The organism is Methylobacterium sp. 142-1Y (assembly GCF_057747795.1).
Genome location: NZ_CM173224.1, coordinates 5,265,779 through 5,278,829, shown reverse-complemented (window position 1 = coordinate 5,278,829; position 13,051 = coordinate 5,265,779). Strand labels below are relative to the sequence as shown.

Here is a 13,051-nt window from a genome sequence, read left to right as displayed (position 1 = left end):
CAAGCTGAACACGGCATGGTGCCGGCGCAAAATGCCACACTTGATCGCAAAGCCGCCCGCAACGGCGCCGGATCGCGCAATCTCTCGTTGCGAAATGCAATGATTTTCCTAGGAATATTTTTGTCATTCCATGCCGAAACGATCAGTCTTTCGGCAGTCCTGCCCGCGATGCGATCGGCCAGAGCCAGAGTTCTTCGCACCTCTGCAGGGTCATGACATGGCCCAGGCCGTCCGCCGCCTTGCGTCATCACGCGGCCGAGGACTGGCGGGGCCGGCGAGGAGCCGGCTTCCCTCGACGTCATCCCCGATCGCCGCAGCCACCGGGCACCCCGCTCCGCGACAGGACCGGGGCTCAGAAATTCGCCCGCGCCTCGATGCTCGAATAATAGCCGGAGCCCTGGACCCGGTCCTGGACGTACCCCGCCGCCAGCGACATCTGCACCGGCCCGAACTTCACGCCGGAGAGGTGGGCGCCGATCCGGTACTGGCGGAAGAAGTCGTCGCCGAGAAAAAGTGCCTCGGGGCCGATATAGACGCCGTCGGCGACCATGTAGCCGACGCGCAGGCGGGAGTAATAGGCGTTGAACTTGGTCGAGTAGGAGCCGTAGGCCGACACCATGGTACGGTCGGTGGGGTTGGCGTAGAAGTTGGCGGCGACCCGCAGGCCGATGCCGGTGCCGACCACCGGGTTGCCGGGATCGACGACCGAGAGCTGGTTGCTGCGCACGTTGAAGCCGATGAAGCCGGCGAGCGCCGCGTCGCGCCACACCCACTCGTAGCCGGCCATCGCCGAGCCTTCCTGCTGGTAGCCCGTCACCCGCGTGGCGACGGCCTGGCCCGGATAGGAATAGGTGCCGGCGATGGCCTCGACCCGCACCCGCGGGCCGCTCTGGCTCGGCGAGCCGGCGAGCGGCGCCGTCACGGTGATCGAGCCGAAGGCCGAGCTGTTGGAGGTGACGCTGGTCGAGCCGTCGACGGCGACCGCCCAGCTGTCGTCGACCGCCTGGGCCTGCGCGCCGGTATACCAATCGGCATCCGCGCCCGGCGCCCGGAGATCCGCCGCCCGGACGGGACCGGACGCGGCGAGCACGGCGAGGCCGGCGCCACCGACGAGATAGAGTGTTCGATACTGACTCGAGGCAATCAACGCCGCCTCCACACATGACACAGATACTCTGTGCACTGTTTTATGCGGGATGACGGTTAAATTTCGCTTGCCTACGCCGATCATCGTATCGGCAAATTTTACCGATCGGGCAGACGCTCCGTCAGCCCCCGGGCCGCCGGGAGATCAGGCGGCGCGGGCGGCGAGCACGGCGGCGAGGTCCTCGCGGCGAAACGGCTTGTCGAGCTGGAGGAAGCGGCGGGCGGCGGCGGGCAGCTGGCCGTGCGGGCTCGCCAGGATGACGCGGAGATCCGGATGGCGCTCGACGACGGTGGCGGCGAGCTGGAGGCCGGTCATCGCCGGCATCGCCTGGTCGGCGATCATCGCGTCGAAGGCGGCGTCGCGGCCCAGGAGTTCGAGGGCGTGCTCGCCGGAGGCCGCCTGGACCACGTCGTGGCCGAGCTCGGCCAGGGCCTCGACGAGGCTGGCGCGCACCAGGCTGTCGCTCTCGACGAGCAGGATGCGCAAGGCGGCCTGCGGCGGCGGACCGGCAATGGCATCCAGCGGGGAGGCGGCGGTGCGCGCTCCCGCGGGGCGCTCTTGCGAGGGACGGTCTTGCAAGGGACGGTCTTGCGCGGGACGCTCTTCAGCGCGTAGCCACGCCTCGGCGAGGAACGCCTCCTCGCCGCTTCCGTCGCTCATGACGCGCCAGCCGCAGCCGCTCGCGCGCAGCAACCGCCCCACGGTCTCGAGGGCCTGGATCTGAGACGACCGACCTGCCGGCCGCGCCGCGGCATCGGCCGGCCGGCGCCCACTGGCGAACAGCACCCGCAGGGCCGGCCCCTCCGGCATGCCGGGTACCGGCGGCGCATCGGCCGGGTGCTCGGCCGCCCCGATCGCGAAGCCGTGCAGGCCGAGGTCTCGGACGTGGAAGGCGAGGTTGAGGAGCACCAGCTCGACCAGACGCTCGCCGCAAGCCGCCGGCGGCAGGCCACCGGGGATGCGGGTGACCACCGGCGCGTCGCGCAGGACGTTGGCCTGGAGGAAGGGCAGGAAGGCGGCCACGGTCGCGGCGAGGTCGGACGAGGCCAGTTCCGCCGGGGGCTGATCCGCGGCCAGTTCGCCGCCGCGCACCAGGCCGAGCAGGCGCCGGGTCAGCGCCGCCCCGCGCTGGGCGCCCGCGAGCGCCGCGTCGGTCAGGGCGGCCTGCCGCGGATCGAGGCCGGTCTGGCGCCGCAAGACCCCGAGATTGATCAGCACCACCGTGAGCACGTCGTTGAAGTCGTGGACGATGCCGTCGGTGACCCGGCGCAGGACGAGGTTGCGCCGCCGCTCGTTGGCGCCGGCCGGGGTGTCGGCGGCCTCGCCCGCGCGGATCGTCCGGCTGAGGGCGTGGATGCGGGTGCGGCCGGCATCGTCGCGGCCGCGCAGGAACCGCAGCAGCAGGCGGCCGTCGGAGTCCGGCACCGGCCCGCGCATCCGCATGACCACGTCGTGGGGCCCGTCGGCCCCGAGCGCCGCCGCGAGCGCGAGGTCGAGGAGGGGGCGGTCGATCGCCTCGAACCGGGCGGCGAGGTCGGTGAGCGTCGCGACGCGGTCGGCCCCCGCCAGGGCACCGGCCCCGTCAGGATCGGACCAGACGACCTGCCGGGTCTCGGGGTCGATCTCCCAGCAGGTCCAGCCCGACATCGTCTCGAAGGTGTGCAGCCGGCCCCGGACGCGGTCGAGGCCGGTCCCGGCCCCGGCGAGCCGGGCGTCGACGCTCTGGGCCCGGTCGCGGACGCTGCCGGCGATCGCCGCGATCTCGCGCACCCGCGAGACCGGCGCCTCGTCCGCGTCGCCGGCCGGGTCGGTCCCCTCGGCGAGGCGGCGCAGCCGCGTCGAGACGCGCCCGCCGAGAGCGTAGCCGAGGATGCCGGCGCCGATCACCAGGGCGAGGCCGAGGGCGATCAGGCGCGGGTCCGGGCCGGCCGCGGGCGTGAGCGGAAGCCCGGGGGCGGAGGCGGTGACGAGCCAGCCGGGACTGGCGATGTCGCGGCTGCCGCGGGTGGGCGCCGCCTCGTGCGGCCGGGGATCGTCCGCGGCCGGCAGCGCGCCGACCAGCGCCCGCCCGTCGGCGCCCGCCACCGCGAAGCGGATCCCGTCGCCCGCCGCCAGCGCCCGGCGGACCCGCTCGCCGATCTCGTCGAAATAGCCCGGCGCGGCCCGGAGCACGATCCGGTCCGACCGGCCGGGGAGACCGAGCGCCAGGGTCAGGGCGAAGGGCGCGTCGATGGGGCCGGCCGCCACCGCCACCTGGGCGTTGCGGGCGAGCGCGCGGTCTCCCTGCATCCCGCCGGGACCGCCGGCGGCGCGCAGGGTCCCGTCGGGGGCGACGAGCGCGGCGGCCCGGTAGCGCGGATTGAGGGCGAGCCAGTCCTGCAACCGGCCGGAGCGCCAGGCATCGGACAGGGTGGATTCGTCGAGGCGCAGGAGCAGGGCGGCGTTGCGGGCGTCGTTGATCGAGGCGCTGAGCTCCTCGTCGAGCGCGTCGGCATAGGCGCGCGCCGCCTGGACGAGATTCTGCGCGATGGCGGGCCGCTCGGTCGCGGCGTGGCGCGAGGTCCCGGAGAGTGCGCCGCCGAACCAGGCCAGCCCGAAGGCGGCGGCCGCCACCGAGGCGAGCTGGGCCGCGTTCAGCACCTTGAGCGAGATCCGGACCGAGTCCAGCATGAACGGGTTCCACGGCGCCCCGCGCGGGCCGGCTCGGAATCGGCACGGGCGCCCTGCAACCTGGGACGATTTGTGCTTAAGACGGAGTTAACGAGGCCGGTCGGGGAACGGCTGGTCTACGCCTCCGGCTCCGCCCCCGTCCGCCGCCCCCAGCATGAACCAGACCAGGGCCGCGGTCTTGATCGAGAACGGCGAGTCGCTGATGACGAGGAGCAGGCAGAGATAGACCGCCATGGCGCAGCGCAGGCGCCAGCCGTCCGGGTTGCGGGCCGGCATCAGAACGAACAGGCCCCAGGCCACCAGCGCGCCCGCCACCCCGATCTGGGTCAGGGCGTAGGCGTAGCCGGAATCCGACAGGAACAGCTTGTCGGGCAGGATGCCCCACACGCCTTCCGGCGGCAGCGAGGTGACGAGCAGGGCGGCCCAGAGCAGGCGGCCGGCCATGTCGTTCTGCCAGGTCACCTGCATGCTCTCGAAGCCGTAGACCGTGAGGCCGAGCAGGATCGTGAAGGGCAGGGCGAACCAGAGCAGGCGCGGCAGCCGGTAGGCCACCAGCATCGCCCCGGCGATCGCGACGCAGACGTAAGCACCGAAGCGGGCATCGGCCAGGATGATGGTCAGCGCCGCGCAGAGGAACAGCCAGGCCCGGCCCCGCATGGTGCGGCGGTAAAGCGCCCAGGAGAACAGCACGGCGCCGAAATTGCCGGCCGAGACCGGCTCGAGGAAGACCGACGAGACCCGGTGCGGCCCGAGGAAGGGCAGGATGGTGCGCGAATCCGGCCGGATGCCGCTGGTGAACAGCGAGCCGGTCATCTCGTTGATCTCGGAAGGAGACATGCTGCCGCGGGCCACGTAGTAGCGCACGATGTTGAAGTATTGCTGGTAGGCGTCGAACAGGCAATACTCGAACAGGCCCATCACCACCACGATGACGCCGCTCGCCAGCACCGCCCGGTCGGCGCTGCGCAGGTCGGGCGAGCGGACCCCGAGATTGTAGAACACCACCGGGATCAGGAAGTCGCGGATGCCCTTGACGTCGGGTGAGCCGCGCAGGGCCACCAGCAGCAGCCCGTAGGTGACGAGCCCGGCGAGGATCAGCCAGGGCCCGGGCCGCTCGTCGAGGGCAAAGCCGAGGGTGAGCGCGATGATCGCCACCTCGGCCCCCATGACGGTGCCGCCGGAGACCGGGAAGCCGGCGGTGTTGAGGAAGCACAGGGCGGCGTTGAAGACCAGCGCGCCGATCAGCACGGCGAGGGCCGCCCGCCCCTGGTAGGGCGCGCGCCAGTCGGCGGCGGACCCGACGGCGGATCCGGCGGCGGCGGGGCTCACGCCGCCCGCACCTGGCCGGCCCCTTGGCCAGCCCCTTGGCCGGCCACCGGCCGCGCCGGTGCCGGCCGGCGGAAGCGCGAGACCCGCCGCCCCTCGACCGTGACGAGGCCGAAGAGCCCCTGCGCCCGGAAGCGGCCGGCGCCGTCGAGGGTCTCGAGCAGGCGCTCCAGGCGGGTGCGGGTCATCCGGCCGGGGGCGACGACGAGGAGGATCGCGTCCGAGGTCTCGGGGATCGACAGCCAGCCGTCGCCGCGGGACAGATCCCGCTCCGCCACGATGATCTCGGGCCGGGTCATCCGCTCCGGCCCGCGGACGGGATCGCGGACCGCGAGCTGGCCGCGCACCGGCGCGTCGCTGCGCGGGCCGTCGCCGAAGCCGAGGCGGGCATGGGCCTGCTCGGGCACCAGCAGGGCCGGCTCGCCGAGGCGGATCAGCAGGTCGGTGAGGATTTCCGCCGCGTGCAGGCGCTCGGGCGCGAGTCCGTCGGACGCCACGGTGACCACCACCGACTGGCCGCGGCCGGCGAAGCGGTGGCGCAACTCGCGCGCCGCTGTGACCAGGGCCTCCTCGGCGCTGGTGCCGCGCCCGGCCCGGCGCGGCCGCTGCAGGCGGGCCCAGACCGGCGCGGCGGCGCCGAAGCCGGCCACCGTGGTGATGTTGCCGCGCCAGACGTCGTAGAGGAAGCCGAGGATCAGCCCGAGCACGGCGCCGAACAGGCCGGCGGCCACCACCACGATCGGCGCCGGGGTGTCCGAGGGCTTGAGCGGCGGGGTGGCGCGCGAGACGATCTGCGAGTTGCTCGGGTTGATCGAGAGCTGCTGCTCCAGGTCCTTGGTCCGGTCGAGGACGAGGTTGTAGGTGCGCCGGATCGCCTCCGCCTCGCTCTCGAGCTGGCGCAGGCGGATGCCCTCCTGGTTGCTGCTGGTCTGGTTCTGGATCAGCCGCTCGGCGCGGGCGCGCAGCTGGCGCAAGGATTCCTCGGCCCGGCGCTGGTCCTCGTCGATGGTGCGGCGGATCCGGTCGGCCTCCGCGGCGATCAGCCGGGCGGTCGCGGCGCGCTGGGCGGCGAGCGCGATCATCTGCGGGTGGCTCGGCCCGAGGCTGCGCGACTGCGTCGCGATCTCCTGGAGCGTCTGGGCGTACTGGGTGCGCAGCGAGACCATCACCGCGGAGGTGTCGGCCTCCGGCACCGCCTGGACCTGGCCGTCCGGCACGCGAAGCTGGCGCACCACCTCGCGCCGGGCCGAGAGCCGGGACAGGTTGGTCTCGGCGGCGGTGATCTGGGTGTAGAGGTCCTTGAGCTGCTGCGACACCAGGAGCCCGGCATCGCCCGAGCCGATCAGACCCTTCTCGGCCCGGTAGCGCTCCACCGCCACGTCGGCCCGGTTGAGCTGGGCGCGCAGGTCTCCGGCCTGGGTCAGGAGCGCTTCGTTCGCCCGGCGCACCGCCGAGACCCGGTCGCGGGCGCCGGTCTCGAAGAACTGCGCCGCGACGGTATTGGCGATCTCCGCCGCGCGCCGCGCATCCGGATAGGCGACGGTGAGCTGGAAGTTGAACGAGTTCTCGACCCGGCGCACCACGATGCGCTTGCGCAGGGCCTCGAGCGCCACCACCGCCGGATCGGCGCCGGGCGGCGCGCCCTTCATCAGCACAGGGTCCTCGGCGAGGCCGAGCTTCGCGATCACCGGGTCGAGGAGCTTGGCCGAGAGCAGGATCAGCCCCTGACTCTCCAGATTGGCGAAATCGAGCGGGGCCGGCGCGTCCTGGCGCGACAGGCCGCGCCCGACGATCTGCAGCGCCTGCGGATCGATCAGGAGCTCGACCGTGGCGCGGTAGGTCGGCACCTGGCGCAGCGCGTAGAGCCCCCCCAAGGATGCCATCACGCCGGCGCTGGCGACGATCCAGACCGCGCGTCGGCGCGCCGATCCCCACAGATCGGCCAGCGTGCCGCCGGTTCTGCGGGTGGTGGCCGCGGCGGGATCTGCCGTCGACATCTCGTGCCCCTGCCTCATGCGAGTTCCGATTGACGATCCGGCGATGCGGACATCAACTCCGCTCATCTGTCGTGCCGGTCGATGATGGGCCCCGTCGACAATCGTCCTTCGGCGGAACCCAGGCTTCGACCATCCCTGATCCGGCAGGGCACGGGCAGGAACTTAGTCGCAGGTCGGTTACCGATCCCGCTGCCGTTTCCGCCGCCGGGCCATGCCAAACTGAGACAGATCGGGCGCTCTAGCGGGAGACGAGCGCAGCAGAGCCTGCTGGGGCCCGTGCGGCGGGCGCGGCGAGGCGGGCGTCGTTGCGCCGGAACCAGGCGAGGGACGGGCGCTCGACGAAGCGGTAGGTGAGGGCGGCGAGCGGCACCGTGGCCGCCACCAGGGCGGCGGCGACCGCGAGGTTGGCGAGGCCGGATCCGAAATCGAGGTAGCGGTCGTGCCCGAGGATCACCGTGTGCGGCAGCCCGGTGCGCTGCTCGACGTAGTGCATCGCGGTCGTGAAGACCTGGATCACCGGCAGGTGCAGGAGATAGATCGAGAACGACCACCGGCCGAGGCACTGGGGCGCCTGAGCCCGGGCGAGCCCCGACACGGCGCCGCGCTGGTGCGAGAACAGCGCGATCGCGGCGGCGAAGACCAGGCTCGCGCCGTAGCCCAGCGGCCCCTGGGGCAGCATCAGCACCAGGGCCGGCAGCGCCAGGACCGCCAGGATCTCGGCCCGGGTCGCGGCGGGGCGGGGCAGGCGGACCGCATCGCGCAGGCCGTAGGCGAGGCAGCCGAGGAACAGGTCGAACAGGCAGCGCACGATGCCCCAGTTCTGGATCACGAACAGCGTGCGTGGGCTCACCCACCACAGGGCCAGCGCACTCGCCGTTGCGAGCCCGGCGAAGGCGAGGCGGGCCCGTGGCCCTGCGGCCAACACGGTCGCGGCCAGCACGATCGAGGCCCAGAACTCGACCGCGATGCTCCAGGACGGGAAGTTCCAGCTGTAATCGCCGAAGGTGCGGAAGTTCTGCAGGAACAGCAGGTTCGTGACGATCTCGACCGGCCGGTGCGCCGCGCCGAAGGGGGGCGTCGCGACCGGCGCGTCGGGATGGTGCGAGAGATAGAGGAACCGCACCGTCTCGATCAGGACCAGAAGCCCCAGGGTGAGGGCGTGGAGCGGCCAGAGCCGACCGAAGCGCATCAGCACGAAGCGCAGGACCTGCCGGCCGCTCGCCAGCCGGTCGCCATAGGCGTGCAGCAGCACGAAGCCCGACAGCACGAAGAAGACGTCGACGCAGAATTGAAGGTTCGGGAACCAGGGCTGCTGCTGCAGCGGATGGGCGAGCGGCATGTGGAAGAACGCCACGGCGAGCGCGCAGACGCCCCGGCCCGCATCAAGCGCCTCGAACCGTTCCGACCCAACCCGTCCGCGCATGGCCGCCACCCGTGCCGTTCTCGAACAATCCCGTCCCGTCCGGGGATGCCGCACGGGAAATCGTCCTCGCCGCCGCAGGATCGATGCCGGGCGAGACCCCGAAGGCGGGACTTGCTGTGGGGGACTTGCTGTGGCGGACTTGCCGAGGGACCATCCATGGTCAGCCCGGGCGGCGATGCTGGTTGGTATTGGTCGATTCACCAGCCGCGCAGATTGCGTTTGATTTCTGCCGTGTATCTGTCTATGCATAAAACAGCAGAGAACGAGGTCGAACGATGGCGTCCAACCAGGAAATCCGTACGATTCTGGCACGCCACGGCAACCTCGCCCGCACTCTCGACCGTCTCTCGGACGACGATTGCCTGTTCGACAACGGACTCGACTCGTTCGGCGCGGTCCAGGTGATGATGGACCTGGAAGAGCATTTCGGACTCGAGTTTCCGGAACACCTGCTCAGCCGCGAGATCTTCTCGACCGTCGGCAATATTCGGAGCTTCGTCTCGGGACAGGTGCTGCGCAAGGCGGCGTGAGCCGGCTCGACCCGCGCAACGGCAGCACGACAGTCCCGATGGTCTCGAACCCGCGCGGCGGCGTCGAGACGATCTTTTTCGCGTGTGCCGGCCCGGCCGCGATGGGTCGGACGGCATTCCCGATCAGGTCGGGATCGGACCGGTGGCCACCACGCCGGAACCCTCCCCCTCCAGGCAGGGCTATCCGGGGAAAATCCGTTTAAAAATCAAGCGCGTGATCCCCTCTCCCCGCGGGCGCAGGGCTGTCCGGGGCAAAGGGGGGAGGGTTGACGGGGCGGCGGCCCCTGCTCCCCGACCTGCGCTCCCTGCTGTATCTTGTACCGGGGACCGACCGCTTCACATCCCTCCATGTCCATCCCGGAGCCGTGTACACGAACCCGGGATGAGGAGGCGAGCAGCGCTCAGTTGAACTTGCCGCTCGCCGCCGCGCCGTCCGGCCCGGTGATCTGCACCACGCCCTTCGGGTTCGCGCCGAGCGCCACTTCGGCCTCGCCGGTGAGCCGGGCGGCGGCCGGTGTCAGGATCACGCGGGCGGGCTTGCCGCCGACGACCAGGATCGCCGTGCCCTTGAACCCGGCCGGGGACACGGCCTTCTCCTTGGCATCGTAGATCGTGACCTCGACGGTCCGGTCCCGGGTCACGAGTTCGATGTGGTAGGGCCCGGCATCGGCGATGCGCCCGCCATTGTGGCCGGCTCCCTCGTGGGCGCAGGCGCGGTGGGCGCAGAGCGGCAGGGCGAGGGCCAGGGTGCCGGCGGTGACAATTCTGCGAAGCGGCATCGTGTCGGTCACTCTTAGGGTGAGGGGGATCAGTAGAGGTCGGCCGGCGCGGCGCCCGCCGGTGTATGCGCCGGCACGGCTGCCCGCGCCGCCATCAGGCGCTCCAGGGGACGGCGGCCGCAGCGCAGGATCAGCACCGGCGTCAGCAGCGCGTCGAGGAGGGTGGCGCTGACGAGCCCGCCGAAGATCGTCACCGCCACCGGGTGCAGGATCTCCTTGCCGGGGCTCGCGGCGTCGTGGAGCAGCGGCACCAGGGCGATTCCGGCCGAGAGCGCGGTCATCAGCACCGGGGTCAGCCGCTCCAGGCTCGCGCGCACCACGAGGTCCGGCCCGAACGGCACGCCCTCGTGCAGGGCGAGGTTCAGGGTGTGGCTGACCTTGAGGATGCCGTTGCGGGCCGCGATGCCGGTGAGCGTGATGAACCCGATCATCGAGGCGACCGAGAGCGGCTGGCCGGCGAGCCACAGGGCCGCCACCGAGCCGACCAGCGCCAGCGGCACGCTGCCGAGGATGATCAGCGCCAGCGCGGCCGACCGGTAGCGGCTGGTGAGCAGCGCGAAGATCAGCCCCAGCGAGACCAGCGACAGGGCCCCGATGGTGCGGCTCGCCTCCTCCTGCGCCTGAAAGGTGCCTTCGAGGCTGGCGAAGGTGCCCGGCGGCAGGGTCTCGGCGGCGACCGTCTTGCGGATCGCCGCGATGATCTCCGCCATGTCGGATCCGGCGGTGGTGTTCGCCATCACGACGAGGCGGCGTCTCCCGTTCTCGCGCAGGATCTGGTTCGGCCCGTCGGTCTCGCGGATGTCGGCGACCTGGCGCGCCGGCACCCAGCCCGACGGCGTCTCGATCAGGAGGTCGCTCAAGGTCGCGGTGGTGCGTTGCGTCTCGGGGAGCCGCAGGACCACGTCGAAGCGGCGGTAGCCGTCGACCACCGTCGAGACCAGGCGCCCGTTGGAGAGCCGGCTGATCTGCTCGACCACCATCGCCGGCTGCACCCCGTAGAGCGCCGCCCGGCCGTAATCGACCCGGATCTCGAGCTGCGGGATCCGGGTCTGCTTCTCGATCTGGAGGTCGGCGAGGCCGGGAATGACCCGCATCCGCTCCTGCAGCGAGGCCGCCACCCGGCGCAACGCATCCAGATCCTCGCCGAAGATCTTCAGGGCGATCTCGGCCCGGACGCCGGACAGCATGTGGTCGAGCCGGTGCGAGATCGGCTGGCCGACATTGACCGAGACCGGCAGGACCGCGAGGCGCCGACGGATCTCCGCCACCAGCTCCGCCTTCGGCCGCCCGCCGCCTTTGAGCGCCACTTCGAGGTCGGAGGAATGGACGCCCTCGGCATGCTCGTCGAGCTCGGCCCGGCCGGTGCGCCGACCGACCGCGGCCACTTCCGGGATCTCCATCAGCAGCCGCTCGGCGATGGCGCCCACCCGGCTGCTCTCGGTGAGCGAGATGCCCGGGGTGAAGGCCATGGTGACGGTGAACGAGCCCTCGTTGAACGGCGGCAGGAAGGCCCGCGGCAGTTGCGACGCGGCGATTCCGGCGCCGGCCACCAGGGTGACGACGGTGCCGACGAGAAGGCGCTGGTGGCGGAACACCACCGCCAAGGCGGCGGCGTTGAGGTGCTTGAGCCCGCGGATGAACCGGCTCTCGTGCTCCTCCAGGCTCTTGAGGCCCGGCAGCAGCCAGGAGGCGAGGACCGGCGTGAGCGTGATCGAGACGACGAGGCTCGCCAGGATCGACACGATATAGGCCTGGCCGAGCGGCGCGAAGAGCCGCCCCTCGATGCCCGACAGGGCGAAGAGCGGCACGAAGACCAGGACGATGATCGCCGTGGCATAGACAATGCCCGAGCGCACCTCGTTCGAGGCCGCCACCACCACCTCGAAGACCGAGCGCGGATTGCCGGCGGCGCGGTTCTCGCGCAGTCTCCGAAAGATGTTCTCGACGTCGACCACCGCGTCGTCGACGAGTTCGCCGATCGCAATGGCGAGGCCCCCGAGCGTCATGGTGTTGATCGACAGCCCGAGGAGGTGGAACACCAAGGCCGTCGTCAGGATCGAGACCGGAATCGCGGTCAGCGAGATCAGGGTGGTGCGGACGTTCAGCAGGAACAGGAACAGCACGAGCGCGACCACGGCGATCGCCTCGACCAGCACCCGCTCGACATTGCCGATCGAGGTCTCGATGAAGTCGGCCTGCCGGAACAGGATCTTGTCGGCGGAGATGCCGGCCGGCAGCGAGGGCGCGAGATCCTTGAGCGCAGCCTCGATGTTGCGGGTCAGCGCCACGGTATCGACGTCGGGCTGCTTCTCGACCGAGACGATCACCGCGGGCTTGCCCTGGTAGCCGCCCTCGCCGCGCTTGGCTTTCGCCGCGAAGGAGACCTCGGCGACCTGCCGCAGCCGCACCGGGGCGTTGCCGCTGGCGCCGACCACGAGGTCGCGCAGATCCTCCAGGCTCATCGTGCGGCCGATGTTCCGGATCAGGTATTCGCGCGAATACTGGTCGGTGAAGCCGCCGCCGGCATTGGTGCCGAATTGCTGCAAGGCGGCGTCGAGCTGGGCGTTGGTGACGCCGAGTGCGCGCATCGCCGCCGGGTTCGGGGCGACCCGGAACTGGCGCACCTCGCCGCCGATCGGGATCACCTGCGCCACCCCCGGCACCGTGAGAAGCCGCGGCCGGAGCACGAAGTCGGCGGTCTCGCGCAGCTCCATCGGGCTGACGGACTCGCCGGTGACGGCGATCAGCAGCACCTGGCCCATGATCGAGGAGACCGGGCCCATCTGGGGCGTGACCCCGCGGGGCAATTGGTCCTGGACCAGGCTCAGGCGCTCGGCGACCTGCTGGCGGTTGCGGTAGATGTCGGTGCCCCAGGCGAACTCGACATAGACCACCGACAGGCCGACGCCGGAGACCGAGCGCAGCCGGGTCACCCCGGGCAGGCCGTTGAGGCGGGTCTCGATCGGATAGGTCACCATCTGCTCGACCTCCGGAGGCGCGTAGCCCTCGGCCTCGGTCATGATGGTGACGGTCGGGCGGTTGAGGTCGGGAAAGACGTCGACCGGGAGCCGGGTGAGGCTGAACGCGCCGTAGAGCACCAGCACCAGGGCCAGGGCCAGGACGAGCAGGCGGTTGCGCAGCGACTGCGTGACCAGGAAGGAGAACATCTTTTGGTGTCT

Annotated in this window: 8 protein-coding genes; 1 reads left to right on the top strand and 7 read right to left on the bottom strand. The window is 71.5% G+C overall.

The features are described 5' to 3' along the window. Positions 1-352 precede the first annotated feature (352 nt). From bcsS to AC3AOF_RS24250, 5 genes are all read right to left on the bottom strand, one after another. Positions 353-1,090, bottom strand: a complete 738-nt coding sequence (bcsS, locus tag AC3AOF_RS24270) for a cellulose biosynthesis protein BcsS (protein WP_236992672.1) — start codon at positions 1,088-1,090, stop codon at positions 353-355. A 201-nt stretch (positions 1,091-1,291) separates the two neighbouring features. Next, positions 1,292-3,817, bottom strand: coding sequence for a response regulator (locus AC3AOF_RS24265; protein ID WP_488346723.1), 2,526 nt, complete (start codon positions 3,815-3,817; stop codon positions 1,292-1,294). 87 nt (positions 3,818-3,904) lie between these two features. Then, a complete protein-coding gene (locus AC3AOF_RS24260) occupies positions 3,905-5,146 on the bottom strand; it encodes a UDP-phosphate alpha N-acetylglucosaminyltransferase (protein ID WP_488346722.1) in 1,242 nt (413 codons plus the stop codon). Beyond that, the gene (locus AC3AOF_RS24255; RefSeq protein WP_236988439.1) at positions 5,143-7,140 is read right to left on the bottom strand and encodes a GumC family protein; all 1,998 of its coding nucleotides are present in this window, start codon (positions 7,138-7,140) and stop codon (positions 5,143-5,145) included. The genes AC3AOF_RS24260 and AC3AOF_RS24255 overlap by 4 nt, the downstream gene beginning before the upstream one ends. 238 nt (positions 7,141-7,378) lie before the next feature. Continuing rightward, on the bottom strand, positions 7,379-8,563 hold the full coding sequence (locus AC3AOF_RS24250; RefSeq protein ID WP_488346721.1) for an acyltransferase family protein: 1,185 nt from the start codon (positions 8,561-8,563) through the stop codon (positions 7,379-7,381). Between the two features lie 275 nt (positions 8,564-8,838). Between AC3AOF_RS24250 and AC3AOF_RS24245 the strand changes: the two genes are divergently transcribed. After that, positions 8,839-9,093 (top strand): acyl carrier protein, encoded by a 255-nt coding sequence (locus AC3AOF_RS24245; RefSeq protein WP_236988441.1) that lies wholly within the window; start codon positions 8,839-8,841, stop codon positions 9,091-9,093. A gap of 401 nt (positions 9,094-9,494) precedes the next feature. Here AC3AOF_RS24245 and AC3AOF_RS24240 read toward each other — a convergent pair whose 3' ends face one another. Further along, the gene (locus tag AC3AOF_RS24240; RefSeq protein WP_488346720.1) at positions 9,495-9,872 is read right to left on the bottom strand and encodes a hypothetical protein; all 378 of its coding nucleotides are present in this window, start codon (positions 9,870-9,872) and stop codon (positions 9,495-9,497) included. A 29-nt stretch (positions 9,873-9,901) separates the two neighbouring features. Continuing rightward, positions 9,902-13,039, bottom strand: a complete 3,138-nt coding sequence (locus tag AC3AOF_RS24235; RefSeq protein ID WP_236988443.1) for an efflux RND transporter permease subunit — start codon at positions 13,037-13,039, stop codon at positions 9,902-9,904. Positions 13,040-13,051 lie beyond the last annotated feature (12 nt).